The organism is Rhizobium sp. YAF28, from assembly GCF_052113285.1.
Taxonomy (GTDB): domain Bacteria; phylum Pseudomonadota; class Alphaproteobacteria; order Rhizobiales; family Rhizobiaceae; genus Rhizobium.
Genome location: NZ_JBFRCX010000008.1, coordinates 140,655 through 167,465, shown reverse-complemented (window position 1 = coordinate 167,465; position 26,811 = coordinate 140,655). Strand labels below are relative to the sequence as shown.

25 protein-coding genes are annotated in these 26,811 nt (G+C 58.4%); 7 read left to right on the top strand and 18 right to left on the bottom strand.

The window, feature by feature from the left end; genetic code table 11:
- The 4 genes from AB4Z13_RS19635 to AB4Z13_RS19620 are packed head-to-tail and all read right to left on the bottom strand — an operon-like array spanning position 1 to position 5,220.
- The gene (locus AB4Z13_RS19635; RefSeq protein WP_113320777.1) at positions 1–1,689 is read right to left on the bottom strand and encodes an ABC transporter ATP-binding protein; all 1,689 of its coding nucleotides are present in this window, start codon (positions 1,687–1,689) and stop codon (positions 1–3) included.
- Positions 1,686–2,603, bottom strand: coding sequence for an ABC transporter permease (locus AB4Z13_RS19630; RefSeq protein ID WP_113320776.1), 918 nt, complete (start codon positions 2,601–2,603; stop codon positions 1,686–1,688). Before AB4Z13_RS19630 ends, AB4Z13_RS19635 begins: the two co-directional genes overlap by 4 nt.
- The gene (locus AB4Z13_RS19625; RefSeq protein WP_113320775.1) at positions 2,603–3,544 is read right to left on the bottom strand and encodes an ABC transporter permease; all 942 of its coding nucleotides are present in this window, start codon (positions 3,542–3,544) and stop codon (positions 2,603–2,605) included. Before AB4Z13_RS19625 ends, AB4Z13_RS19630 begins: the two co-directional genes overlap by 1 nt.
- Before the next feature lie 47 nt (positions 3,545–3,591).
- Positions 3,592–5,220: a TIGR04028 family ABC transporter substrate-binding protein gene (locus AB4Z13_RS19620; RefSeq protein WP_442206555.1), complete on the bottom strand. Its 1,629-nt coding sequence runs from the start codon at positions 5,218–5,220 to the stop codon at positions 3,592–3,594.
- Positions 5,221–5,899: 679 nt separating this feature from the next.
- Between AB4Z13_RS19620 and AB4Z13_RS19615 the strand changes: the two genes are divergently transcribed.
- From AB4Z13_RS19615 to AB4Z13_RS19590, 6 genes are all read left to right on the top strand, one after another.
- Positions 5,900–7,555 carry a putative bifunctional diguanylate cyclase/phosphodiesterase gene (locus AB4Z13_RS19615; RefSeq protein ID WP_442206554.1) on the top strand — a complete coding sequence of 552 codons (1,656 nt, stop codon included), beginning with the start codon at positions 5,900–5,902 and terminating at the stop codon, positions 7,553–7,555.
- Between the two features lie 64 nt (positions 7,556–7,619).
- Positions 7,620–8,141, top strand: a complete 522-nt coding sequence (locus tag AB4Z13_RS19610; protein WP_442206553.1) for a hypothetical protein — start codon at positions 7,620–7,622, stop codon at positions 8,139–8,141.
- Positions 8,138–9,307, top strand: a complete 1,170-nt coding sequence (locus AB4Z13_RS19605) for a class I SAM-dependent methyltransferase (RefSeq protein WP_113320773.1) — start codon at positions 8,138–8,140, stop codon at positions 9,305–9,307. The genes AB4Z13_RS19610 and AB4Z13_RS19605 overlap by 4 nt, the downstream gene beginning before the upstream one ends.
- Positions 9,304–11,664, top strand: coding sequence for a SpoIIE family protein phosphatase (locus tag AB4Z13_RS19600; protein WP_113320772.1), 2,361 nt, complete (start codon positions 9,304–9,306; stop codon positions 11,662–11,664). Before AB4Z13_RS19605 ends, AB4Z13_RS19600 begins: the two co-directional genes overlap by 4 nt.
- Positions 11,665–11,667: 3 nt before the next feature.
- Positions 11,668–12,228 carry a slr1658 superfamily regulator gene (locus tag AB4Z13_RS19595; protein WP_113320771.1) on the top strand — a complete coding sequence of 187 codons (561 nt, stop codon included), beginning with the start codon at positions 11,668–11,670 and terminating at the stop codon, positions 12,226–12,228.
- A gap of 7 nt (positions 12,229–12,235) precedes the next feature.
- A complete protein-coding gene (locus AB4Z13_RS19590; protein ID WP_007814738.1) occupies positions 12,236–12,574 on the top strand; it encodes a slr1659 superfamily regulator in 339 nt (112 codons plus the stop codon).
- A 101-nt stretch (positions 12,575–12,675) separates the two neighbouring features.
- Here the strand turns inward: AB4Z13_RS19590 and AB4Z13_RS19585 are convergent, their stop codons facing one another.
- Positions 12,676–13,572, bottom strand: coding sequence for a DMT family transporter (locus AB4Z13_RS19585; protein WP_113320770.1), 897 nt, complete (start codon positions 13,570–13,572; stop codon positions 12,676–12,678).
- A gap of 83 nt (positions 13,573–13,655) precedes the next feature.
- On the opposite strand from AB4Z13_RS19585, the gene AB4Z13_RS19580 reads away from it, so the two are divergent.
- A complete protein-coding gene (locus AB4Z13_RS19580; RefSeq protein WP_113320769.1) occupies positions 13,656–14,582 on the top strand; it encodes a LysR family transcriptional regulator in 927 nt (308 codons plus the stop codon).
- A 222-nt stretch (positions 14,583–14,804) separates the two neighbouring features.
- On the opposite strand, the gene AB4Z13_RS19575 is transcribed toward AB4Z13_RS19580, so the two are convergent.
- The 13 genes from AB4Z13_RS19575 to AB4Z13_RS19515 form a co-directional block, all read right to left on the bottom strand.
- Positions 14,805–15,797, bottom strand: coding sequence for a dihydroxyacetone kinase subunit DhaK (locus AB4Z13_RS19575; protein WP_442206552.1), 993 nt, complete (start codon positions 15,795–15,797; stop codon positions 14,805–14,807).
- 59 nt (positions 15,798–15,856) lie between these two features.
- The gene (locus AB4Z13_RS19570) at positions 15,857–16,267 is read right to left on the bottom strand and encodes a hypothetical protein (RefSeq protein ID WP_442206551.1); all 411 of its coding nucleotides are present in this window, start codon (positions 16,265–16,267) and stop codon (positions 15,857–15,859) included.
- A 1-nt stretch (position 16,268) separates the two neighbouring features.
- Positions 16,269–17,849 (bottom strand): putative PEP-binding protein, encoded by a 1,581-nt coding sequence (locus tag AB4Z13_RS19565; RefSeq protein ID WP_442206550.1) that lies wholly within the window; start codon positions 17,847–17,849, stop codon positions 16,269–16,271.
- A complete protein-coding gene (locus AB4Z13_RS19560; RefSeq protein ID WP_442206549.1) occupies positions 17,833–18,177 on the bottom strand; it encodes an HPr family phosphocarrier protein in 345 nt (114 codons plus the stop codon). The genes AB4Z13_RS19565 and AB4Z13_RS19560 overlap by 17 nt, the downstream gene beginning before the upstream one ends.
- Positions 18,177–18,575: a dihydroxyacetone kinase phosphoryl donor subunit DhaM gene (gene dhaM / locus AB4Z13_RS19555; protein WP_310381490.1), complete on the bottom strand. Its 399-nt coding sequence runs from the start codon at positions 18,573–18,575 to the stop codon at positions 18,177–18,179. The genes AB4Z13_RS19560 and dhaM overlap by 1 nt, the downstream gene beginning before the upstream one ends.
- Complete coding sequence (gene dhaL / locus AB4Z13_RS19550; protein ID WP_442206649.1) at positions 18,572–19,162, bottom strand: dihydroxyacetone kinase subunit DhaL; 591 nt, start codon at positions 19,160–19,162, stop codon at positions 18,572–18,574. The genes dhaM and dhaL overlap by 4 nt, the downstream gene beginning before the upstream one ends.
- 48 nt (positions 19,163–19,210) lie before the next feature.
- Positions 19,211–20,851 carry a dihydroxyacetone kinase subunit DhaK gene (locus tag AB4Z13_RS19545; protein WP_442206548.1) on the bottom strand — a complete coding sequence of 547 codons (1,641 nt, stop codon included), beginning with the start codon at positions 20,849–20,851 and terminating at the stop codon, positions 19,211–19,213.
- Positions 20,852–20,902: 51 nt separating this feature from the next.
- Positions 20,903–21,907 carry an ABC transporter ATP-binding protein gene (locus AB4Z13_RS19540; RefSeq protein WP_439018354.1) on the bottom strand — a complete coding sequence of 335 codons (1,005 nt, stop codon included), beginning with the start codon at positions 21,905–21,907 and terminating at the stop codon, positions 20,903–20,905.
- On the bottom strand, positions 21,900–22,997 hold the full coding sequence (locus tag AB4Z13_RS19535) for an ABC transporter ATP-binding protein (protein ID WP_442206547.1): 1,098 nt from the start codon (positions 22,995–22,997) through the stop codon (positions 21,900–21,902). Before AB4Z13_RS19535 ends, AB4Z13_RS19540 begins: the two co-directional genes overlap by 8 nt.
- A gap of 3 nt (positions 22,998–23,000) precedes the next feature.
- On the bottom strand, positions 23,001–23,213 hold the full coding sequence (locus tag AB4Z13_RS19530; RefSeq protein ID WP_007814759.1) for a hypothetical protein: 213 nt from the start codon (positions 23,211–23,213) through the stop codon (positions 23,001–23,003).
- Positions 23,210–24,163: a carbohydrate ABC transporter permease gene (locus tag AB4Z13_RS19525; RefSeq protein ID WP_442206546.1), complete on the bottom strand. Its 954-nt coding sequence runs from the start codon at positions 24,161–24,163 to the stop codon at positions 23,210–23,212. The genes AB4Z13_RS19530 and AB4Z13_RS19525 overlap by 4 nt, the downstream gene beginning before the upstream one ends.
- Positions 24,160–25,128: a carbohydrate ABC transporter permease gene (locus AB4Z13_RS19520; protein ID WP_183800803.1), complete on the bottom strand. Its 969-nt coding sequence runs from the start codon at positions 25,126–25,128 to the stop codon at positions 24,160–24,162. The genes AB4Z13_RS19525 and AB4Z13_RS19520 overlap by 4 nt, the downstream gene beginning before the upstream one ends.
- Positions 25,129–25,229: 101 nt before the next feature.
- Positions 25,230–26,555 carry an ABC transporter substrate-binding protein gene (locus AB4Z13_RS19515; RefSeq protein WP_442206545.1) on the bottom strand — a complete coding sequence of 442 codons (1,326 nt, stop codon included), beginning with the start codon at positions 26,553–26,555 and terminating at the stop codon, positions 25,230–25,232.
- Between the last annotated feature and the right edge of the window lie 256 nt (positions 26,556–26,811).

Here is a 26,811-nt window from a genome sequence, read left to right as displayed (position 1 = left end):
CTATTTTCCTGCATTAGACGTCGTTGGCTGAATGGCACGGTGAACAAGTTTCTTGCCTGGGATCGCGTCGATCAACTCGCGCGTATAGGTGCTCTTCGGATTGCGGAAGACCTCCTCTACGGGTCCGCTATCAACGACACGTCCGCTGTTCAGGACCGAGACGGTGTCGGCGATCTGCCTGACCACAGCGAGATCATGGGAAACGAAGAGATAGGTCAGACCGAGGTCGCGCTGGAGCTCGTCGAGCAAGGCAAGGATCTGCGCTTGCACGGTCACGTCGAGGGCCGATACGGCTTCGTCGAGTACAAGAATTTCCGGTTTCAGCACCAAGGCGCGGGCAATTGCAACGCGTTGGCGCTGTCCACCCGATAATGCTCGAGGCCGGCGCTGCAGGACGTCGAGGGGCAAGCCAACCCTCTCGATTGTCGTTGCCACGCGTCTTGCCCTTTCGTCTTTGGACAAAGGCTCGAAGTTTAAAAGCGGCTCTTCAACAATACGGAAGATGCTCTGGCGGGGATCGAGGGATCCAAACGGGTTTTGGTAAACCAGCTGTATCTTCTTGCGGAATTGTCGCAGGGTCTCCCCGCGCAGAGTGGCAAGGTCGAGACCATCGACAATCACCCTCCCCGATGTCGGCTTCTGAAAGGCCGAAACAATCCGGATCGTGGTGGTCTTGCCTGAGCCAGACTCGCCGACAACCGCGTGAGTGGTTCCACGGCGAACCCGGAAGGAGATGTCATCAACTGCACGAAAGCTATCGCTCTTGCTGAGACCGAAGTCTTGGACAAGGTTCTCGACAACAAGAACGTCGTCGGTTGCGGGCCCGCTCAGGTGCCTGGCTTCTGTGCGACGCGTTTTCAAGTTCAAGGACGGGACATCCGCAAGAAGCTGTCTTGTGTAGGCGCTTTTCGGGTTTGCGAGGATGTCGGCTGTGCGGCCCTGTTCCTGAATGCGGCCTTGCTTCAGGACGATGAGCCGGTTCGAACGATCGGCCGCCACACCGAGATCGTGGGTGACCAGAAGCACCGCCGTCCCGAACTCGCTGCGCAATTCGTCGATGAGATCAAGGATATGCTTCTGCACTGTGACATCGAGTGCGCTGGTCGGCTCATCGGCGATGATCAGAGCCGGCTTCAATGCGATCGCGATTGCAATGAGAACGCGTTGTTTCATGCCGCCGGAAAGCTCATGGGGATATTGCTGCGCGCGAAGCCTGGGCTCCGACAAGCCGACCCGTTCCAATAGCTCGATCGCCTGCGAATAGGCGACGGGCCCGGTTGCATGGCCATGAATGGCAAGGATCTCCGCAACCTGCTTGCCGATTGTCTTGACCGGGTTCAGCGCGTTTCCGGGATCCTGCGGGATCAGGCTCACAATCGAGCCACGGATCGCGTCGAGGCGCTTTTGCGGCCAGGCGGTAACATCCGTTCCATTGAGCCGGATCGTACCGCTGATGATGCGGCCATTGTCGGCGAGCAGACCGATGATCGCCTGAGCCGAAGAGGTTTTCCCAGAGCCGGACTCACCGACCAGCGCGACCACTTCACCGGCAGCCACTTTGAAATCGATCTCATGGACGGCCACACGGACCTGGTCACCATCTTGATATCCGACTGTCAGCCCCGATATGTCGAGGACAGGTTCCGATCGGGCGCTGCCGTCGACAGGGTTGGAGAGAGGGCGGTTCATCGAGATCCCTTTCCGATGGCTTGGCTGATGCGGTTTACCGATAACACCACGATGACAACGACGATCCCCGGGGCGGCCGTCAGCCACCAGGCGGTCGCGACATAGTTTCGTCCTTCGGCAATCAACAGGCCCCATTCTGGGGTCGGCGGCGGTGCACCGTAGCCGAGGAAACCGAGCGTCGACAGTTGCAGGATCGCCCAACCGATCTGCAGGGCGGTGTAGGCAATGACGGAGGTCAGGGAGTTGGGGAGGATGTGCCGCCAGAGCACTTTCAGGAAGCTTCCACCACTGCCGAAGGCCGCCTCGACATAGTCGCTTCGTCTGACGGTGACGACTTCCGACCGAACCAGACGGGCAAAGCTCGCGATCGAGGTCACGCCGACTGCTATCGCAGCGTTTATCGTGCCGAAGCCCAGGAGAATGATGATGCTGAGCGACAACAGGAGCACGGGAACGGAGAGCAGGACATCGACGATCCGCATGACGATAGTTTCAACCCATCCACCCAAGGATCCGGCAAGAAGCCCAAGTGTTGTTCCGACAACCAGCCCGATGCCAACCGCAGCGAGTGCCCCCGACAACGAATGGACCGCCCCGTAGACAAGCCTGGCATAGAGATCACGACCCAGAGAATCGGTGCCAAGCAGATGGAGCGCACTTGGTGGCTTCAACTGCTGACGTGGAATTCCCTCGATCGGATTGTAGGACGTGAACAGGCCGGGCGCGATGGCCCAAAGCAGAACGATTGCGAGCACTAATGAGGCAAGCAACAGGCCTGGTTCAATAGCAAGACGCCGCTTTCGGTTGATCGACTTTGTATCGCAAAGAGCATCCCGGCTCGCCGGTGCCGTCCAGTCGACCGGATCAGGGCTATCGATATTGAAATGACGTTCGGGCGCTTCGACGTGGCTCATCAGGCGTCCCCCAGCTTTGTTCTCAGGCGCGGATCGAAGACCGGATAGAGGAGGTCCACGGCCAGATTGATAGCGACGAAGGCTGCAGCGGAGATAACGACGATCGCCTGCAAGATAGCGACATCCTGGAAATTGACAGCCTGCTCTGCGAGGCTTCCGATGCCGTTACGACCAAATACGGTTTCCGTGATGACCGCTCCGGCAATCAACTCTCCGAAGAGGAGGCCTGCCACGGTCATCACGGGAAGCAGGGCGTTTTTGGCCACATGCCGCCACAGGACCCAGACATGTGAAGCCCCCTTGGCGCGGGCGACCGGAACGAACGGGCGAGTGAGCACCTCATCGATGTTGCGCAGGAGGATCTGGGCGAGAGGCGCGGAAATTGGAACGGCAACGGTCAGGACAGGCAGGATCAAGCCTTGCCACGGACCTGGATTGATGACCGGGACAAGCCGGAAGCGGAACGAAAAAATCTGGATCAGCATGATTCCGAGCCAGAAGGTCGGAACCGAGATGAAGAGAGAAGGGATCGAGTGCGCCAGCGATCGAAGCCATCTCAAGGGCGGCAGGTTTGCAAGTATCGCAATCAAGACTGACAGCAGGATGGCGCCAAGAAGACCCAGTCCGGCAAGCCAAAGGGTTGGCGGAAGATTGGTCGCGATTTGATCCCGCACCGCGACGCCAGCCTGCAGCGAATAGCCGAAGTTTCCGGTGAGAAAATTGCCGATGGCATGGAGATATTGCGAAAAGATCGTCCCGTCCGCCGCATAGGCGGCGCGGATGTCGGCAATCTGTTCGGGGCTCAGTCCGTAGTCCGGGTTCTGAAACTTGATCAGGACCGCGTCACCGGGCAAGGCCTGGAGCAGGACGAATGAAACGGTAAAGGCAGCCCATAAAACGAGCAATGCCTGTCCGATCCTCGAGAAGAAATATTTAGCCATGACGATCTCCAAACCTGGCCCGGCCACGCCGGGCCAGCTTGTACTCCTCAATGTTCGGCAAGCCAGGTGCTGTAGAAGGAGGGTCGACCAACGGCTTCGAAGGCAACGCCGTTGACGTAGGGAGCACCCGCAAAGGCCTGCGGCTCCTCGAAGATTGGAATGGCATAGGCCTGGTCGAGGACGTAGTTCTGGATGTCGGCGGCGATGGCGAGGCGCTTATCACGATTGGGTTCAGAGGAGAGGCCCTCTAACAGGTGGTTGAGCTTGTCGTCGACGAAGCTCTTCACCTTGTCGCTCTGACCGCCCTTCTGGCGCAGAACGTCCCGGTTTTTCGGATAGTAGTTGCTCTTGATCACGTCCGGATCGGCGCGGCCGACCATCGCTGGTGCTACCGGGGTTTTTGCCGGATCGAGATCGTCCAACGTCTTGCTGCCTGCGTCGCCAGCCAACACGTTCAGCGTCACGCCAAGCTTTGCCCATTGCTGGGCGACCAGCTGAAGCGTCGCCTTGTTCTGTGGCTGCGGCAGCGATTCATAAGCGGTCAGGACGAGCTTCTGCCCATCCTTCTCGCGCTGCCCATCCGCGCCGAGCTTCCAACCGGCCTGGTCCAGAAGCTTGGCGGCCTGCTCGGGATCGTAGTTCAGCTTGGAAGAGAGATCGACATAGCCCTGGGCGGTCGAGGCGATGATCGATTTTGCCTGAGGGTAATGGTCGGAAAACAGCGTCGTTACGATTTCCTGCGCGTTGGTTCCGTGAAGAAGAGCTTGGCGAACGTGAAGGTCCGCAACGAGCGGATTGTCAGGCCGGAACACAACACTGTTGTTCACACCGCGTGTCGGGGCGGCATAGATCTTGTAATCTTGGGCTTCGACCTGCTCCTCGTCATAGGCCTGTACCTGGCGGATAAAGTCAGCTTGACCCGATAGAAGAGCTCCAATTCGGACACTGTCTTCGCCAGTGACGATATATTTGATACCGTCGAGATACGCCCTGCCCTGGTGCTCCAGCTTGGCTGGTCCCCAGCTATAGTCGTCACGGGCTTTCAGCGATAATTCCTTGCCCAGGGTTTCGCTTTCGACGACGAACGGTCCGGAACCGATAATCTTCGTCGCATCGCCCAGCTGTTCAAATGGCAAGGAAAGCGTCTTCAGGGAGACCAGGCCGGAGCCAATGACCGAGGTACCCTGCAGGAAGCCCGGCGATGGCCGCTTGAAGTAGAACTTCACCGTGTAGGGATCGACGACTTCGCTGTGATCATAATTGTTGATCACTTCCGATACCGGAAGCTTGAGACCCTTGTCGCCCAGACCGTAGACGTCATAGTTTTTGGCAACCGCATTGGCTTCGAGCGGCGAACCGTCCGAGAATGTCACGCCCTGCCGGATCTTGAACGTGTATTGCGTCGCATCGTCATTGACCGTCCAGGATTCAGCGATCCACGGCTCGATTTCGAGCGTCTTTGGGTTCTGGTAGGTCAGCTTGTCCGTGATCTGGTTGAGAATACCGCCGTTCGGATAGAAGCCACCGGCCGGCGAATAGAGATTGGTATGCGCCTGCTGCTCCAGATAGATCAGCGTCCCGCCTTTGACCGGCTGATCGGCAGAGAACGCGGGTGCCGCAAGCGACATCCATGCGGCCAGGAATGTTGCGGCAGTACGTTTGGCTTTGATGCCCATTTTGAAAAGCCCCGAAATTGATACGGGATCAAGCTAGCCCTATCATCATTTAGTATATAGAATTTGTATTCTATTTTTGGCCGAAGGCGTGGAACGAACTCCCCGAGGATCGCGCGGCATTGTGCACGCGATTGCCGTAACCGGCATCCGATGCGGAAGGGAGCGGAGTTCTCAAACGCACCCATCTCGGTCCAGCCATATTAGCGCCCGCTTGACGCCAGATGGTCGTCATATTGCGCACGCAAATCGCGGCCGCGTGTGCCTGACCGGGCCATCCAGATCAACGCATCGACAAAGCTACGATTGTTTAGAGCGTGGCCGTCGTTGCTCCTTCGCCCTCCGCGCAAAAAGGTCCGATCCGAGACCATCGGTCAGCGCTGGGTGTTTCGATATCCATGACAAGCCTCGAATCGCCAGTCTTGAATCCGATTTGCCCAAGCCGCGAATTCCAAAACGTTAAATCGTCACCACGACCTAGTCCCCGACCCACACTTTTAGCTATATAAGGAGAAGGCCCAGCAATCGGCACGCCAGCCGAAAGTTGCAATTGCCTGTGCGGAAAAGAGGTTTGAACATTTTTAATCCGGACTATCTAAATTAGATAATGCATACCTAAGTTGTGGCGGCTTTGAGTTGCGGTGATCGTTCTCAGGGAAACTCGACCATGGAGAGCTCAGACATGCGTAAAGCTCGTGCCACACGCGCGACCCCTGAAGATAGACGGGAACATGCCCCGAGCCCGATCGATCGGCTCTTATTCTTCGACCACCACTTCAATCCGATCAAAAACTTGCTGGGCGATGAACTGCCCGCTGCGCTTGCGCCCGCGATGTCGCTATGGGAGCATTTTCCAGAGCTGGACAAATCGGCGACCATGCAAGCACTCCGCTCAATGGGCGAAGGCGTCCAGTCCTTGCGATTGTCGATCAATATCAGGAAACCTGGTTCGCAAAGACTGACGATCTTTCAGATCGGAAATATGTACGCCGTTGTTCGATCGGGCGATCGCCTTGACGACGAACGAGCAACCCTATTGCATCTGGCAACTCACGATCCGTTGACGGGCCTGCCAAATCGACGCCAGTTTAGCGAGGATCTCGCTGTGTCGTTGACGGAAATAGCTGCCTCGGGCGAGACCTTGTCTCTGATGCAGCTTGACCTCGACGACTTCAAGCCTGTGAACGACACGTTGGGTCATCCGGCGGGAGACAAGCTTCTTCAGCTTGCTGCTAGCCGCATTCAAGGATGCCTTGCAGAAGACGACAGGGCTTATCGCCTCGCGGGTGACGAATTCATGGTCATCTCCATGGGCCTGGGACATCCGGCCAAGGGTCACCAACTGGCGGAAGCCCTAGTTGCGGCATTCCAAAAGCCCTTCATGATCGACGGCATCGCGGTGTTTGTCGGCAGCAGCGTTGGCGTGTCAAGTGCGCCACCGGACGGCGCCAGTCCGGAGCAACTCATGAAGGCGTCTGACGTCGCACTCTACGCCGCGAAGAAAGAAGGTCGCCGTCGCGCAAAATCGTTTGATCCTTCAATGCTTGAATTGCTGGAGCAGCGCGAGCTACTGCGCCGGAGCCTTCGAATAGCCCTGGCAAACCACCAATTCTCAATGGAGTATCAACCGATCGCGGAGGTCGGTTCCATCGTCGGCTTCGAAGCGCTTCTGAGATGGCACCACCCCCTGCTCGGAAGTATTCCTCCAAGCACCTTCATTCCGATGGCCGAAGCAGATGGTTTGATGCCGGAAATAGGCGCATGGGTTTTGGAACAGGCATGTCGGGAAGCGATGAACTGGCCACAGAACTACATCGTCGCCGTCAATGTGTCGGCGGCTGAATTCCTGACAAACGGCCTTACCGATCGGATTTCGCAAACGCTGGATCTTGTCGGATTTCCATCGGATCGCCTGGAGCTTGAAATAACCGAGAGCGTGCTGCTCGAGCGGACTGTCAACAACATCGACACCCTCAATACTCTCAACGTGCTGGGCATCAAAATCGCCCTCGACGACTTCGGGACAGAATATTCATCCCTCAGCTATCTGAAAACATTCCCTTTCGACACGATAAAAATCGATCGATATTTTATTACCGATCTCGAAAGCGATTTCAAAAGCCAGGCAATCGTGCGCTGTGTCATTGAGCTTGCACATGGCCTCCACATGCGCGTCACCGCCGAAGGGGTTGAAACGGCACAGCAGGCGGACTGGTTGCGCAAGGCGGGATGCGACAGGCTACAAGGCTATTTGGTGAGCAGACCGCTCCCGATCGCGACGATTGGGGAGTTTATCGATCATGCGAACACATCCCAAGGCCGCGCCACGCAATTGTGAGTGCGAACGTTACAACGTGTTCTAAAAGATGGCATGCGCCACCCATGTACCAACGGAGGATGTATTGGAAGAGATAGCAACCAGCATCGATCGCCGTGCATTCACCCTCATGTTGTCGCTGGAAATGGATGTCGCATTGGTGAAATCCGAATGGAGATTTTGCGACAGGATTACCGAGTATCTCTCCGACATTCTCGGCCAAGGACATACCGACCCCGCCCGATATTCGAATTTTCTTTCAGTCGCGGCAAACGAGCTCGTTGAACTTGCTTTCCGCTGGTCGGGTCAATCAGGTTTGATGAGTTTCAGTCTCCATCGAAACGCCACAACAAATCGCCTGACGATTGAACTCCCCTATCAGGACCTGTCCGGTGGTCGTCACAAAAGTGCGAGCCTGATCGAGCTCCGGCCTCCCCTCGCGGGTGAGGCAGGAGAAGCAGGAGACGGGAAGGCGTTCACGGCCGATACGACGGCGCTGCTCGGAGATTTGGCGACAATATTCCGCTCAGCGATCCGGATTGAGACAGACGGTGTGGAGAGCACGAAGATCGTCGCGGATTTCCCCTTGGCCGAGGACTTTCAATGAGCCACGACGCATCCTTCGCAGTTCGTTTTGATCCGACAAACCAAGAGCTGGTTTTGTCTGGCAAGATACGGCCAAAAGGTGCCGCAGAAATCGCCGATGCCCTATCGCTGATGCAGCAAAGCCTGGAAAGGTATAGCGGGGTTGTCTACCTCAATGTCAAACGTCTGACGCATATCAACATGACGGCCTTTTCCGCCCTGGCCGATATCCTCATGGAAAGCTGCCGGACGAGACCGGAGCGGAAAATCGTCATTGTGACCTCGAGCGTGATGGCCTGGTCGGCTCCGGTTTTTGAAAAGCTGGCCAAACGCTACCCCAACCTGACGGTGGAAGTTTACGACTCGGCCTTTTATCCGGGTCAGAGCTTTGTGGAAGACGAGCAGTTCATTCCCATTCTCCGTACTCAGACTAAAATGACATGGAGGCACGAGAGAGAACTATTGCCTCGTCACGGTCTTCGGAGTGGTCTTGTCGTTGCGGACATCTGCTGCGGGATTGGTGATTTCGCAGCCTTGGTTCAACGGGAATTTAAGCCCTCCCGCCTTGTCGCCCTGGATCACTCGGTGCGTAGCCTGGACTACGCTCGTAGAGTGGCTGCGGACTTCGATTTGAAGGAAATCGAATACACCTATGGCGATGCGTCCCAGATGCTGCTTCGGGACAATCAATTCGACTTTGTGACTTGCCGGCATTCCCTCCAGATTTTCGACCGTCCCGAGATGCTGCTGCGGGAGCTCTACCGTATCTGCAAGCCCGGCGGCCGGGTCTACATTACAAACGAGAAAAACTCGCATTGCCTGGGCGAGCCACATGCGGAGACGATCAAGTGGACATATGAAGAAGTCGCCAAATTGTTCAGGCACTTCGACATGGACGTCGAGATGGGGCCGAAAAGCCGTCACCTGCTCGCCGACGCAGGCTTCGAGGCGATCAAGGTCGATGCTTTCATGGTGACAAACCTTGACGGCGATCCCCAAGACTTCGCCGACATCATCGAAGCCTGGGAAAACGTCTACGCGGGCCAGATGGCTGTCCGACGGGGGGACACACCGGAGTTCATTCGCAGGTTCAGGCAGGGATTCAAAGACCACGTTTTCGCGGCCCTTCATCCGAAGGGTTACGCGGGCTGGCCGATCTGGGCGGCGTCCGGCCGAAAGCCGCTATGATGGACAGGATATCTTCGAAAAGGCCGATCAAGCTGGGTTCATTCCGCGCAAAGTTCATTTTGGTTGTCGGCGGAGCAGTCCTCTTTGATCTGCTGGTGAGCGGAGGATTGGCACTCTGGAACGTCCAACGGCTATCACGCGACGCGACGCTGGAGGTCGGGCAAGGCCTCGAGGCAGCAAGCCAGGAATACATCGGGACATATGCCGATTCCACCGCTGCCCAGGTCAGTTTGCTGTTACGGCAGGTGCACAACGATGTTGGCACGCTGGCAGGCGTGCTTCAGGCACAAATCGATGATCCCGAGCGCAATTTAGACGTCGGTGCGGCGATCGCTCGAACCTCTCCCGACAGCGTCCGCCTCGCTTATGACCAGAAGGGCAATTGGTCTCAAAACGTTCCGGGCTCTGTCTCCGTAGTGAGCGTTTGGGGCTACCTGCTGAGGCCTGACCATAGTCCAAGACCTGACGTCGAGGCCGACATCCAGGCGAGCGCGGTTCTGGACATCGTAGCGCCGAGTTTGCTGCAACACGGTTCTTCCAAGCTCCAGATGTATTACATTGGCCCGAAAGAAAGGCCAATTTTCAGAACCGCACCGTATACGGATCAGGCTCAGACTTTCGACCGTCTTTATCCCGGTCACAACGATGCAAATTTCTGGGACTTCTTTTTTCCAGGGCTCTACGAGTCTTGGGAGAGCTGGGCCACAAATCGGAATGCGCGGCCGGTCGCAGACGATATCACACAGACAGCTCCATATACCGATGCGATTACCGGGAAACTCATCGTGAGTTTCTTTCATCCTCTATGGACAGCCGACAGGAAGGACGTCGCCGGCACGGCTGGCGCGGACATCACGCTCGACCAACTCGCGCAGACTGTTGAAAATGTTAAAGTGGCCCAATCCGGGTTTGGCTTCCTCGCAATGTCCGACGGAAATGTCGTCGCGATCAACCATACAGGCGAAGAGACCCTCGGCCTGCGATCCGCGAGCGATGCGAGCGGAACAGGCGTGACCGGACTGGAGCGGTCGTTGAAGGGAAGCTCCCAACCCGAAATTGCAAAAATGGCGCTGGACCGCGAACAGGGCATCCAACACCTGTTGTTGGAACGGGACGGGCAAAAAGTCCCCTACATCGTGATCGTGAAGAAACTACCAGCGACCAATCTCTGGTCCAGCGGCCCGGTCCGTCAAGAGGCGATGTCCCTCGTGCTGGCTGTACCCGAGCGGGAAATCGATGCTTCCCTATACGCGGCGCAAGCCAAGATTTCCGAAGCCACGAACCGCATCGTACTCTATCAGATCCTGGCAATCGCAATGTCGCTGGCAATCGTGACCCTCGCGGTGCTTGCCGCCTCAAAGCGAATAACAAGTGGTATCAGTGCCCTCGCAGATGCCGCGAGAAGGATCCAGACGAAGGACTACTCGGTACGGGTTGCCATCGCCAGCAAAGACGAGGTTGGCGAGGCCGGAGAAGCATTCAACAGGATGGCGGAAGAGATTAGCTTCCACACGGAAAATCTCGAGCAACTTGTTGAAGAGCGAACGGCCCAGATCGAAGATGCAAAGGAAGAGATCTCAACGTTGAACGCGCAGCTTCAGCGCGAAAATCGACGGCTTGGGACAGAACTGGCCGTCGCCGAGAGAATCCAGTTGATGGTGCTGCCATTGCATCAGGAACTTGACGAACTGCAGACGCTGGAAATAGCGGCATACATGAGACCCGCCGAGGAGGTCGGCGGCGACTATTACGATGTCTTGAAAAGCGGCAATCGTTTGAAAATCGGCATTGGCGACGTCGCCGGGCACGGGCTCGAAAGCGGAGTGTTGATGTTGATGGTTCAGTCGGTCGCTCGCGCTTTGCAGGAGGCAGGCAATGTCGATGCGGTGAAATTCCTCACTGACCTGAATAGCGCTCTTTTCAAGAATATCGTGAGAACCAAGATCGACAAGCACCTCACTTTGGCATTCCTCGACTACGACGGGAAAGAGATGATCCTGTCTGGCCAGCACGAAGAGGTGATCGTAATACGGGCGAGCGGCGAGATCGAACGTATCGATACGATGGATTTGGGAATACCGATCGGACTGCAGGCCGATATTTCCACGTTCATCAATACCCGCAGGATAGTGTTTGAGAAGGGCGACCTCATTCTTCTCCACACAGACGGCGTGACGGAAGCCGAAAACGACGCTGGAGAACTGTTTGGCATTGACCGTCTCTGCCTCGAGGCACTTCGGCTCAGGAACGAAAGTGCCGACAAAGTCGTCTCCGAAATCGTTGCGGCATTAATGCATTTTATCGGGTCACAAAAGATCCACGACGACATCACACTTCTCGCAATAAGACATAGGTGACGCATGACACCAACGTTATATGGGATCGAATCTCTGGCAAATGAGAACCTGGATGCAAGCACGCGTCTGACGTTGCGCGATGGACCGCTTCAACTCGGGTGGAAGCATTCGGGGATGACATCGGACTTCATCGCAGAAGTAATGGCCCTTCCGTATTCCCACTCAAAGAGAGCGTACACGCAAGCGCATCACGACATCGGATATCTCAGCAATGAGCTAATCGAAAATGCCGTCAAATTTCGACAACCCGGAGAAATCCTCATCGAAGCCGGGATATCGGACGATTGTTTTTTCATGAGGACAACGAACAGTATCGATAGCGCATCGTCATCTCGTCTTCAGCAGCTGCTGCACCGACTTCGGTCGAGGGAACCCGGCGAGCTTCTTCTCGAACGGATCGAAAGCAATGCAATATCGGAAGGGAGCGGATCGGGTCTGGGATTGCTCACCCTCCTAAGCGATTACGATGCAAAAATGGCATGGGCATTCGAACAAGCCAACGACCACCATTTCAAACTGACGACGACTGCATTGGTGGCGTTGCCGCCCTCCTCCAAGCTGTGAGCGAAAAATGGAAATCAGCGACGAAAATTTCCGCGTGTGGGCAGAAAATACCGAGGTATATTTCGATGGTATATTTCGGCTGGCAGGACCCGACGCCTACGCGCCCATTCATTCGATGGTACTGGGGCTGCTCCATGAAGGACACAAACAAGTCACGTTCAATTTGACGGGTCTCGAATTCCTCAACTCCTCCGGCATAAACCTACTTGCCAAACTGACCATCGAGGCCAGGAAAATGGGCGAGCTGCAGCTCGTTGTGAAAGGCACCAACCAATATCCCTGGCAGGCGAAATCGCTTCCGAATCTGAAAAAATTGCACCCGCTGCTTGATTTGCGCCTGGCGTAACGGCTCGCTGCGAAGACAGGGACAAGGCCGCCGCAACTCTCGGTGAGCGAGGCAATGCTTCGACCCGTCCATAGGCGGCGCCGGCGCCCGCAAATGGAGGGCTACCTCCGCCGCATGACATTGACGATGAGAACACCTGCGATCGCCAACATTCCACCAGCCGCACCAATTGTCGTTGGCGTTTCGCCCAGCCAGGTAAACCCGATCAATGTTGCTGTCGGCGGCACGCCATAGAGGAAATTCGTGGCACGCGCGGCCGGAAGCCGCTTCAGGGCAACCGCCCAGGTCACATAGGCAACCACCGTCGGGAAAACCACCAGATAGGCAACGATTGAAATGACGATCGTCGGGGCAACAGCCAGAGCCTTGACGGTGGCGGGCATCGCCGGGAGGAGTGGAAGCGAACCGAGAAATAGAACCCAGGCGGTCACCGTCAACGCCGGCAAGCGGGCGAGAACAGGCTTTTGCAAGACGCTTGCAACTGCCGAACAGAGGGCAGCCCCAAGAATTAGAACAGCGTTGAGGTCGAGGCCGAGGCCGCCGGCGGCGGAAGCGGCGATCAATGCCACGCCTGCAAACGATACGGCGGTACCGACCCATCCCCACAGACCGAAGCGCTCGCCAAGGAAGAGGGTGGCGATCAACGCGGTAAAGATCGGCATGGTGTTGATAATGAAACTTGCCGGTCCCGCCGGCACGGTTTGTTCACCGGTATTGAGGAGCACCGCGTAAGCGGCAATGAACAAGACGCCAGCAACGGAAATCCGGGCAAGATCGGTCCCTTTCAGTGGGGTCCAGCGAAATGCCAGATAGCAAACAGCAATCAGGCCGGCCGTCACATAACGGGCAGTCGCGAGCTCGACAGGCGTCAACGGCCCGAGACAGACGCGGATGACGACAAAAGAGGATGCCCAAAAGGCGATCGTCACGACAATCGCCAAAAAGGCAACAAGATCGAACCCTGCCTTATCTTCCGGATCTCCAACCACCGTCGCCATGTTTGCCTCCAGGCTTGCGTGCGCCGAATTAAGCGTCTCCTTTCCGGCTTGAAAAGCACCGCAATCGATGATCTGGTGTGTCCATGGTTCACAGCTCGCAAAGCCTCCCGCCACTCGATACGCTCGAAGCCTTTTCCCGGGCCGCGCGCCTTGGATCCTTCTCCGCTGCTGCCGAAGAAGCCGGCATCACCCACGGGGCGGTTTCCAGACAGATCTCGCGCCTGGAGCGGTGGCTGGGCGTTCGGCTCTTTGCCCGTCAGGCGCGGGGCGTCGCTCTTACACCGGAAGGCATCCGCTTCTTTGCCCGCGCCGAGGAGGCCCTTGCCCTACTCAGTGGGGCTGACGAGCGATGGATCCCGCGACGGCACAAGACGACGGTGCGCCTTTCACTCACGCCGTCCGTCGCGTCCTTGTGGCTATTTCCCCGATTAGGAAAGCTGGAACTCGACGACATTCACATCGAACTCTTCCTGGAGCACAGGCTTGCGGATCTCGGCGAGGGAACGGATCTTGCCATTCGGTGCGGAAGAGGTCCCTGGGCCGGCGTTCGTGCGACACCACTCTGGCAGGAGAAATCCTTTCCGGTCGCTGCACCGTCGCTTGCAGGCCAACTGGCCGGGAACTGCGACGCCCGATCGCTCCTTAAGATGCCGATCCTGCATGATTCGACCATCGAGGGCTGGCGGCGCTGGCTCGCCGCCGAAGACATCGACTATCTGCCGCGCGGGCAGGATCGTCGTTTCGAGGATTACAACCTCGTCATCGACGCCTGCGTCCAGGGCGTCGGCATCGCGCTCGCCCGCCCACCGTTATCGGACGCAGCCATTGCGTCGGGTCGACTGGTCGCGGTCTCCGAAAGAGCGTTGGACTATCACGTCTCGTTTCATCTCGTGCGGGCCGACGGACCTTTGAGCGGGCCGGCGACGGAACTTGCCAGACGCCTCCTTCAGGAAGCCGGGCATGCTGAGGCTGCGATCGCCGCTTTCATAGCGCCGGCCAGGAGGGCCTAGTCCACCCGCAACGATCCGATTGCTACCCGAGCAGAGTTGGGACAACGCATCGGCCAATGCCAGACGCTTGGTCGCCTTGATGGAATTCGAACCTGCCACCGGCTCGTGCCTCGACTAGACGCTTCCGTAAATCGCCGATGATTTTGGCTCGAGAGGCACAGTACGGTTTGCGGATCTTCCGCGAAAACTTCACCATTGCAAAACCGGCTGATCACGAGCTGCCTAGCACCTCCAGCGCAATGCAGCGGTAGCAACGGGCGAATCCCATAGAGAAAGCTCCTCGTCCGTGAGAAAGGCGAGCGTGATGGAAAGGCCCTGCATGTCGAGCGAAGTGGCGTAGGTGCCAACAAGCGAGCGCTCGACCCGCAGCCCGTACTCCGACATGATGCGAAGGGCAGAGTTGTAGGCGAGATAGAGTTCAGCAGGCGGCGTGCCGCCAAGTCCGTTCACCAGAAGCAATGCTCTGTCTGTGCTTCGGCTGGTATCGTTGAGGATCGTCTCGCTGAGATACCTGACGATAGTGTCAGCGTTGGAGAAACGCTCTCTCGAATGACCCGGCTCCCCATGAATGCCGACGCCCATTTCTACCTCGTTCGGCCCGAGCGCGAAGGTTGTGCGCTGGGTGTCCGGCACGGCGACACCGGTCAGGGCAACGCCCATCGACCGGATGCGTGAAGCGAGGTTGTCGCCAAAGGCTTTTAGTTCCGAAAGGGAGCGACCCTGCTCGGCCGCCGCTCCGAGCAGCTTTTCAGTGATGAGCGTGCCGGCAACCCCACGTCGCGCACGACCGTCGCCGGCCCTCGTCGTTTCGATGTCGTCGCAGGCAAGGACAATTTCAATTTTATGCCGGTCCGACGCCATCTCCGACGCCATTTCGAAGTTCATGACGTCGCCATCGTAGTTCTTGACGACGAGCAAGCAACCGGCGCCGGTGTCTGCTTCCTCAATCGCGCTGACGATCTGGCTGGGCGTGGGCGATGTGAAGATATATCCGACGCAGGCAGCATCGAGCATGCCGCGACCGATGAAGCCGATATGCATTGGCTCATGGCCAGCCCCACCACCAGAAATGATGGCGACCTTGCCAGGAACCAGTTCACGGCGGCGTATACATTTACGGTCGGCGCCAAACACAACGAACTCCTGATGGGCGCGCACAAAGCCTTCGATGCTTTCGGCGACCATGGTCTCCGCTGTGTTCATGAATTTCTTCATCAAGCCCCTCCCAAGGCGATGATCATGCCAATCCTTTTGCATGTGCCACAAGGGCTTGCTTAATCCGGCGGCCCTGAAATTGCGGCAATCTTCTGCACCAGATCGGCAATCGCTTCCTCCAGCAGCCGGTTGCGTCTCTCGTCGCCGAAATCGGGCACCATCAAGGAAATGTGCCGCAGTTTTTCCGAGGCGCCAAGTTCCGGCAGCTTGCCTGGATGCGCAGCTTGATAGGCATCCAGAAAGCGCTCCTGTTCAGCGGCGCTGAAATGGCACACCCGGAAGATCGTCGCGAGATGCCGGGCAGGAAGCGGCGTTGCATAGGTCGGGCTCGTTATCTGCGTGACGAAACTGCGATGTTTGCCAAGTTCCGTCGCAAGCCGCTGGCGTGTTCCAGAAGGCCTGTTGTCGATGATTTGCGCCAGAATGGACTTGTAGGCGATAATGGCGTCTTCCGTGTCTTCGCGCGCCATCCTATTCTCCGGCTGCCTTTGTCCCATCTGCCTTCAGGCCGACGATTGCCGATCTTATCGCGGGAAGTTGAGTGGGTGCCACGGAAAAATGCCGTATGCCTGCGGCAAGCAGATCCGCGGTCAGGGATGGATCCCCGGCCATGTCGCCGCAGATGCTGACCGGTTTGCGTCCGGCGAGTCTTATGGTTTGGGTCAGCAGGCGCAGTACGGCCGGCACTGCCTTGGCCTGGTAAAGCGTAAAGTCGGCATTCTCGCGTGACGAGGCGACGAGATATTGCGCAAGGTCGTTCGTCCCGAACGAAAAAAAGTCAGCGCTTTCGAACTCGTCCAGCATGAGGGCTGCGGCCGGGACCTCTACCATCATTCCGATGGGAGGCGTGCGATGCGGCACACCGCGTCGGGCGAGCGCGTCGGATTCTTCGCGATAGATCTGCCTGATATCATCGACGTCGGATGGAAACATCACCATCGGCAGCAAGATGCGAAGACTGCCGAAGACTGCCGCACGCAAAAGCGCGCGGGCTTGAACACGCGCGATCTCCTGCCGGGCCAGCAGAAGACGGATACCGCGTAGCGAGGGTACTTCGGCAAGTCCGGCGAGCGGCTTGTCGCCGCCTATATCCAGCATGCGAATTGTAACTGACCGACCGTCCGCCCAATCCAGCAGATGGCGGTAGATTGCAAACTGCTTTTCCTCGTTTGCGGCATCTCCAAGCGATGTCAGGGCGAATTCCGAGCGCATCAACCCGATGCCGGCGGTTGTCGCAACGTCGATCGCATCGACTTCGTCGGGAGCGTTGACGTTGACGGCCAGCAGGACCTGCGAGCCGTCTGCCGTGTACAAAGTGCCGTTGTCGGTTGTCGATGCCATGCTTGTCAGGCGATGGTCGCGCGGAGCCGGCGTCGCCCTCTGATTGGCTATCTGAAGCATGATGATACCTGAATCGCCATCAACCCCGATGTATTGTCCTTTCTCCGTCGCGAAGCGACCAGCGCCGATGACCATCGGGACCGAGCGAGACCTGGCAAGCAGCGCCACATGGCCGACTGCGCTGCCCGCGTAAAGGGCGATACCCCCACCGGCCGACCAGTCATGTGCCAAGAAGCGACTGGGCTCCATGTCTTTTCCAACATAGATGGAGCCGGCCGGAAAGTCGTCGATCGGCGCCCCGGTCAGGATCGACAGGACGCGATTCTTGACGTCGAGAATGTCGACGGCACGCGCCTGCACTTGGTCTTCCTCCGCGCCTTCCAGTTCGCGGATATAGCCATCGAGTGTCCCGGCCCAGGCAAACGCCATATTTTCGCCCGCGTCGATCCGCGCGCCGGCCGTCTCCATCAGCGTCGGGTCCTCGAGCACTTCGATCTGAAACTCGATGATTTCTCCGCTCTCAGGGTCTGTCCCGGCCGCAATGTTGCGTAATTCGTGTATGGCCTTCTTGATGGCATCGCCGAGTTCGGCATGGCCCGAAAGGCTCGATGGCGGGAACGAAGCGGCGGCCATCGGCCTCGCGACATAGGCCGGCCCGGTTGCAACGCCCGGCGATGCACCTATGGCTTTCAGACTAGGCGGTGCGGCCATGCTTCTTTTCCTCATCGAAGTTACGCTCGACGAGGCCTTTCAATGCGCGAATCGCTTCCTCGGCGAGGATCCCCTCGGCGCGAATCTTGAGCAATGATCCCTTACGGATCCTGGCACCCATGATCTTGATGATGCTCTTGCCATTCAGCCACACATCGCTGCCGTTGATCGCGACTTCGATCGAGCAGGGAAACGACTTTGCAAGCCGCGTGAATGTCACCGAGGGCCGAGCATGCAGTCCAACGCCATGCTTGACCTCTACCTCCGTCTGGCAGTTGGCATGCATCTGTTCGCCCTCACGGCCTCCCACGCGCAAACCGCTGCTCATCAGGGTGATAGCTCCTCTGCCGTCGCAATCACCTTGCCCAGCGATGCGCCGCCGGAGGCCTCGGCCGCCGCGATAACAGCTCCCTCCACGACGGGTGCATTACAGATCGATACCAGCTTCGACCGCGGCAGGCCGAGCATTTCGACCGCCATTTCACTGTTGGTTTCAGCTCCCCCAAGATCAACGAAGACGGCAACGCCTGCGTCCGACCAAGCCTCCTCGATGGCTTTGAGAATGCCGCGGGCATCCGTCCCGAGTTCGCCGTGACTGTTACCGCCCGACCAGGCAAGCGGCACACTGTCGCCGACCATCTGCCGCACCATGTCGGCAGTACCACGCGCAACCAGCGGCGAATGGGAAACAATCACAATCCCAACGTTGGGCCTCTTCCCATTCATGCAGGTCGGTACTCCTCGAGGTAGCGGCAGATCGCAGTTGTCAGCAGTGCACAACTTGAGGCGCCCGGATCGACATGACCGATCGACCGGTCTCCGAGATAGGAGGCACGCCCGCGCATGGCTCTCATCGCTGCCGTCAGCTCGGCAGAAAGTTCGGCCCGGCGCGCGATGTCCGTCAGAGGCAATCGATGTGCGAGCGCGTCCTGAACGGGATAGAGAACATCAAGAAGCGTCTTGTCCCCAGCATGTGAGCGGCCACGACGCGCGACGGCGTTGATAGCCTGTTTCAGTGCCGAAGGAAAATCCTTCTCCTCGTCCGGGGCACGGAGCTCGCGGCCCATCTCCATGAGCAACGTCCCGTAAAGCGGGCCTGCCGCTCCGCCGATGTTCATCACGAGCGTCAGGCCAATTTTCTCAAGCGCGTCAGGCAAGGGAAGGGCAGAAACGAAGGCGTCCTCGGCGCTCACCGCTTCGCAGCCGCGGCGCATGTTCGTTCCATGATCGCCATCACCAATGGCGCGATCAAGCGCACACAGGTGCTCGCTGTTTGCCGCGATCGTCGCACGGCAAGCTTCGATCAATCCCATGAGAAGAACCGGTTCAGCCAGCACCCGAAACCCTCCCGCCTGCAGAGCTCATACGAGCGCTGCCATTACCTCGAATACGCCTGCCACGGCCACGGCACCCGGATCGGGCACACCTTCCAGATCCCTTTCGCCAACGTAGGAGGCACGACCGGCCTTGGCCCGTCGCATCGCTCTTGTCGACTCAGCACCTGCCGTCGCCGCTCTTGCCGCGGCTGCAACCCCCTGCGATGAAAGTGCCGCAAGCGCGGGAGCCAGTGCGTCGACCATAGTGCGGTCACCCACAACGGCGCCTCCATAGAACGTCATCCGATCAAGCCCGGCAAGCAGGGCAGCGGCGATATCCTCCTTTTCGGCCACGGACTTGGATGCGGCCGTGAAGAAGATCGAGAGAAGAACGCCGCTGGAGCCGCCCATGCTCGTGCTCAGGATTTCGCCGATGGAGGCCATCGTCGCGGCAGGATCTTTCAAGGGAAGTGTGTCGATGCGGGCAAGAATGCTGCGGGCTCCGGTCGCAACGGTGGAGCCGGTATCGCCATCGCCAACCCGGCCATCCAGGCGGTTGAGCTCGCTTTCGAGCGAGATCAGGTGCTCGCAAAGTGCGGTCAGGAGACGACGATTATCCCGATCTTCGCTGGCGGGTGCCGCTTCGCTCTGCGCCGAGACACGTTGTGGCGCGGGAAGGATAGCGATCTCGTGTCGTTCGGTCGCGGGCGGCCAGGCATGGGGTTCGACGGCGGCCCTCAGGGCGTCTTCACGGTCGGCGTCCAGTCGAATGAGCGACAGGGAAAAGCCGTTCATGTTGAGAGCGGTCATCATCGGTGCCGGCCCAATGATCAACCGAACACGGTTGGCGATCGGTGACGACAGCACAGTGTTGGCGATGACGCCCATTTCGAGCGGCGGCACAGCGCCGAGATTGTTGATCAGCAGCGCATGATCTCCCGCACCATCGAGCTTGGCCGCCAGTCGCCCGGTCATCGTCGCGACCAGATCGGCAATCGGCTGCAAGGAAATACGCTCGACCCCGGGCTCGCCGTGAATACCAAGGCCGAGTTCGCCTTCGTTGGCGCCCAGTCGATCCTCATGCGTTTGGCCCGGCACGCTGCAGGTTGAAAGCGACATGCCAAGCGAAACGATGCTGCCCGCTGCGGCGGTCGCCAGGCCCGCCAACGTCTTGAGCCCGGCGCCGGCTTCGGCATGGTAGCCGGCGATCTTGTGTACGAACAGCGTGCCGGCAACGCCGCGGGGCTGATTGATGCCGGGGATCGCGATATCGTCGGCAACGATGACCATCTCGACGTCGAAACCTTCGGCACGGGCCTTTTCGGCGGCGAGACCAAAATTGAGGCGATCGCCCGTATAGTTCTTGACAACCAGCAGGACGCCCTTGGGGCCGGTTACGGCGCGGATCGCCGTCAGCACCGCATCGACGCTCGGCGAGGCGAAGATTTCGCCGGATACGGCTGCGGTAAGCATGCCCTTGCCGACGAAGCCTGCATGCGAAGGCTCATGTCCCGCCCCGCCGCCCGAGATAATGGCGACCTTCGACTTGTCCCAATCGGCACGCAGTATCACCTTGATTTCCGGGAACGTGTCGAGACGGGCAAGACGACCGGCACTGCTTGTCTGGATCAGGCCGTCCAGGGCTTCGGTGACAATGGTTTCCCGGCGATTGAAGAAATGTTTCATGGAGACAGACCCGTCTTTTATGCCAGTGAGTTCGTTTCTTTCAGTTGCTTATCAAAGACGCTGACCGCTGGCGTCGAAATAGAGTGGATCGCGCAGGGTCAGGCTTATTCGATCACCCGGCCGGATCGCGAGATATGGATCGGCAAGCGTGACCAGCTTGTGGTCCCGCACCTTGATGTGAAGGTGGTTCTGGTCCCCCAGATGTTCGATCCAATCGATCTTCGCATCGGCGTTCTGATCGACGATGATATCAAGATGCTCGGTTCGCGCGCCGATCGTCTTCGTTCCCGGCGGCGGATTGGCACCGGGAAGAAGATCGGCCGGCAACAGGTTGATATGTGGCTGGCCAAGGCGCGCGGCGACATGAAGGCTGGCCGGATTGCCATAGATTTCGCGCGGCGTTCCGACCTGCAACAGTCGTCCTTCCGAGACAATGCCGATCCGATCCGCCATGGTCATCGCCTCGACCTGGTCGTGGGTTACATAGAGTAGGGTCGAGCCGAGTTCTTTCTGGATGCGCTTCAGTTCCAGGCGCAGTTCTGCGCGCAGTTTCGCATCGAGCGACGAGAGCGGTTCGTCCATCAGATAAATGGCGGGTCGGCGCACGAGCGCCCTGCCGATCGCAACGCGCTGCATTTCGCCGCCCGACAGACGCGTTGAACGGTTCTCCAGCTTGTGGTCGATCCTGACCATGCGCGCAATTTCGCGGACACGGCGGTCGATTTCTTCGCTTGCAAGTCGGTGCGCCGGGGCCCGCAGCGGAAAGGCAAGGTTGTCGTAGACCGTCATATGCGGATACAGCGAGTATTGTTGAAAGACGAAGGCTACATCCCGTTCAGCGGGAGCTTCGCCTGCAACATTGCGGCCGCCGATTTCGATACGCCCAGCGTCGGGGTGCTCCAGTCCCGCAATAAGACGCAACGTGGTCGTCTTGCCAGCACCCGTCGGCCCGAGCAGAACGACGAATTCACCGTCTCGGATCGACAGGTTGAGATCGGCCAGAGCCTGAGTGTCACCGAAACGCTTATTGAGCCCCTTGAGAACGACGTCAGCCATGCTGAGCCTCCGCGTAGAGTGCCGAGGCGACGGCGCGGCCCGACTTGCAGTCGAACAGCGCGAGCTTTCCCGGATTGAGTTCAAGGCCAACAGTCTCGCCGATACGGAAATCGCGGTTTGCCGGAACGCGTGCCTTGATCACGCCGCTCGATGTCTCGATTGCCACGACCTGATTGGTTCCGAGATATTCGCTGCCGTAGACGGCTCCGCGCAAGGGTGACGCGTCGCTGAAGCGGATATGTTCGGGCCTGACGCCGAGCGCAAGCTCCGCCTCGGCCATATCCTGGTGCACCTCGGGAATGCTGACGTCGACGCCGTTAAGCGATATCGACCGCGCTCCCGCCTTGAGACCCGACGTGAAGCGCATGAAATTCATCGGCGGCGAGCCGATGAAATCTGCGACATACATGGTGGCCGGCTTGCTGTAGATTTCCTGCGGTGTGCCGAATTGCTCGATGACGCCATGGTTCATGACCGCGATCTTGTCGGCCATCGCCATCGCCTCATGCTGATCATGCGTCACGTAAACCGTCGTCGCGTGGATGCGGTTATGCAGTTCGCGCAGCTCATGGACCATCACCTCGCGGAATTCGGCATCCAGCGTGCCAAGCGGTTCATCCATCAGGAAACACTTCGGACGGCGCACGATCGCGCGGCCGAGAGCCACGCGCTGGCGGTCGCCACCCGCAAGTCCTGAGACGGACCGGTTCAAGATATGATCGATCTGCAGCAGCCGCGCGGTCTCCTCGACGCGCTGGCGGACCTGCGCCTTCGGCATACCTTGCGACAGGAGTGGGAAGCCGATGTTCTTGCGCACATTCATATGGGGATAGAGCGCAAAAAGCTGGAAGACGAAGGCAATGTCGCGGGCGCTGGCGCGGTTGAAGGTGACATCCTCCCCATCAAGATAGATCTTGCCGCTGGTCGGCAATTCCAGGCCGGCGATCATGCGAAGCGTCGTCGTCTTGCCGCAGCCAGAGGGGCCGAGCAGCGCCAGGAACTCGCCGTCATGAATGACGAAGCTCGAATCCTTCACCGCCACGAAGCCGCCGAACTGCTTGCGGAGATTTTCTATCCTGATGTCCGCCATGGCTCACTCCGGAAACTTCGAGACGATGATGAACATGGCGGTGCCTGCGAGCAGCGTCACCAACGAATAGGTATAGAGCACGAGAAGGAACGGCTGGAAGAGCATGAGGAAACCGATGGCGATCAAGGCGGTCGCGATGTTCTCCATGGGGCCTCGGCGCAAAAAGAACGGGCGCTTCGGGCGGGATGGGCGTGGGGTCTCGATGAGATGGGTCATTTGCGAACCGCTCCGAAAGTGATGCCGCGCAAGAGCTGCTTGCGCAGCAGAATGGTGAAGACGAGGATCGGGATCAGGAAGATCGTTGTTCCCGCAGCAACGGCAGGCCAGTCCTGGCCGCCTTCGCCGATGATGGTCGGGATGAATGGCGGTGCCGTCTGGGCTTCACCCGAGGTCAGCAATGCGACAAAGGCATATTCGTTCCAGGCAAAGATCAGGCAGAAGATCGCAGTGGCGGCGATGCCGGTGGTGGCCTGCGGCAGGACGACCTTCCAGAAGGCCTGCAGCCGGGTGTAGCCGTCGATCATCGCAGCCTCTTCATATTCGCGCGGGATCTCGTCGATGAAGCCTTTAAGCAGCCAGACGGCGAGCGACACGTTGACTGCCGTGTAGAGCAGGATCATGCCCAGCGCCGTGTCGGAGAGGCCAAGCTCGCGGTACATCAGATAGATCGGTATGGCGACCGCGATGGGCGGCATCATGCGCGTCGACAGGATGAAGAACAGAAGGTCGTCGGCGAGCGGTATCCTGAAACGGGAAAAACCGTAGGCGGCCAAGGTGCCCAACGAGACGGCCAGAAATGTCGAGCCGAAGGCAATCACCAGAGAATTGGCAAAGCGTGGCAGGAAATTCGAGGGACCCGCAATGACCATGTTTCGTTTGCGGGTAACCCCATCACAGGTGCCGGTCGGTGCAGGCAGGGAGGTGATGTATTCCGGCGTCTGACGCGTTCTCGTCGTCAGCAGATTACAGTAGCCTTCCAAGGTCGGCGTGAAGACGATCTTCGGAGGATAGCTGATGGAATCCGGCGGAGATTTGATGCTGGTCAGGAAGATCCACACGAGCGGGATCATCGTGATCAGGGCGTAGAGGATCACGATAGCACCGGCGATCCTCTTGCTGGTCGGGCTCGGCTCGACGACCGAATGGGCTGAGGTAACCGAGCTCATCGCTGCTTCACCTTGTTGAGTGCCTTGACGTAGATGTTTGCGAGACCGAACACGGCAACGAAGAGGACGATGGCAAAGGCCGACGCCCGTCCGGTTGCCCAGCTCTCGAAGGCGGCCCGCTTCAAGGTGATGGAGGCAACCTCGGTGGTCGAGCCCGGGCCACCACCTGTCAGCAGTGTCACCATGTCGAACATCTTGAAATTCTCGATGCCGCGAAACAGCACCGCAAGCATGATGAAGGGCAGCGCCATCGGCACGGTAATCGACCAGAATTGCCGCCAGGCGGAGGCGCGGTCCACCTCGGCCGCCTCATAGATATAGTCGGGGATGGAACGCAGGCCTGCCAGGCAGATCAGCATGACGTACGGCGTCCACATCCAGGTGTCGACGATAATGATCGCCCAGGGTGCAAGCGAAACGCTACCGAGCATCTGTATGTCGGCTGTCGGGATGCCGGTGACCAGGGAAACTGCATAGGCGAAGAGACCGATCTGCGGCTCATAGAGGAAGCGCCAGAAGTTGCCGACGACGGCTGGAGACAGCATCATCGGGATCAGGATCAGCGTCGTCCAGAAGGCGTGGCCGCGAAACTTGCGGTCGATCAGATAGGCGAGCGTAAAACCGATGACGGTCTGCAGCAGGATCGTCCAGAAGACGAAGTGCGCCGTCGTCTGCATCGCCTGCCAGATGTCGGGGTCGTTGAGCACCCGCTCGTAATTGCCCAATCCAACGTTCAGGACCGGCGCATTCGGACGGTTGGCGCGATAATTCGTGAACGACAGATAGATCGCCCAGATCAGCGGAAAGATGTTGATGGCGAGAAGCAGGATAATGGTGGGCGCGATAAATACCCAGGCGATTGCTCGATCGGATAGTCCGCGGACGCGGCGGGCAAGCGATGTCGGCGTCGCCCTTGCAGTTGCGTCTGCAGCCTTCTCGACCATAGAGGAAGAAGAAATGTTCAAGGTGTCACCTGGTCTTTGCGTATATGAGACATGTGGCGGCCCGGCAGTCTTGGCGAGCCGGGCCGCCATTCTGACAAGAAGGTTGTGCGTCCAGCCGGACACTAGATCTTGCCATCGTCCTTGAAGACTTCGGTCCAGTCCTTCACCAGGCCATCAAGCGCCTCTTGCGCGGTGCCGTTGCCGGCCACGACATAGTTATGAACGCGCTTCTGCATGTCCTGGAGGAGGGTCGCGTAGCTCGGCTCGGCCCAGAAATCCTTCACGATCGCCATCGAGTCCAGGAAAGCCTGGGCATAGGGCTGGCTGGAAGCAAAGTCAGGAGCGTTCACCACCGATTTCAGGCAGGAATAGCCGCCGAGCTGCCACCATTTCGCCTGCACCTCGGGCTGAGCGAACCACTTGATATACTGGAGGGCAGCGTCCTTCTTGTCGGAATAGGAAACGACCGAGATGCCCTGTCCGCCGAGCTGAGCGAAGTGCTTCTTTTCAGCCGGGTTGGGGAAGAAACCGATCTTGTCGCCGCCCACCTTCTCGTCCTTGTAGAGGCCAGGCCAAGTGAAGGCGAAATTCATCTGCATCGCGACCTGGCCGGATTTGAAGGCATCGGCCGACTCGACCATGTAGACGTTGGAGCTGCCGGGCGGAGTGCAGCAATCATAGAGCGACTTGTAGAATTCCAGCCCCTTCACCGCATCGGGTGAATTGACGAATCCTTCCATTTCATAAGGCTTTTCAGGGCTGTCGTACTGGAAACCCCAGTCATACAGCACGTTGGTCACACCCATCGTGATGCCTTCGGAACCGCGCTCGGTGTAGATCGAAGCGCCGTAGACTGTCTTCCCGTCGATCTCACGCTTCTGGAAAAACTCGGCGATCTGCTTCAGCTCGTCATAGGTCTTGGGCGCGGTGAGATCGCGGCCATATTTTTCCTTGAATTCCTTCTGCAGTTCCGGCCGCTCGAACCAATCCTTGCGATAGGTCCAGCCGACCACGTCGCCCATGGCAGGCAGCGCCCAGTAGTTCGGCGTATTCTTCGGCCATTCCGAGTAGCCAACCACCGTCGCCGGCACGAAGTCATCCATCTTGATGCCTTCCTTGTCGAAGAAATCGTTGAGCTTGACGTAGTGGCCGTTTTCAGCCGAGCCGCCGATCCACTGGCTGTCGCCGATGATCAGGTCGCAGAGCTTTCCGTGAGAGTTCAGTTCGTTGAGAAAGCGGTCCGCATAGCTGGTCCACGGCACGAACTCGAACTTCATTTCGGTGCCGGTTTTGGCGGTGAAATCTTTCGAGAGTTCGACAAGCGCGTTGGCCGGGTCCCAGGCCGCCCAGCAGAGTGTCAGTTGATCAGCTTTTGCGAGATTGGGCAGCGCCGACGACATGATGAATGCCGATGCCAGCCCGAGAAGGGCTTTCGATTTCTTTTGCATACGTTCCTCCCAGAACCAAAGCCGGCTCCCCGCCGACATGCAAGTCCACCAATTTCAGAGAATGCCTACATGAACTCCTCAACCCTCATGTTTAGCAATATGTTTAGTGATAGACATTTTTATAAACATTGCAAGTAACAATCGTCACAGTCCTGTCAGCGACCCCGTCATGATGCAGATTGCCGGCATGTCGAACAGTGCAAGACCCTGACGTGCCACGCCTACGGGGTGAAGCGTGATTGCCTCGTGGTCAGAA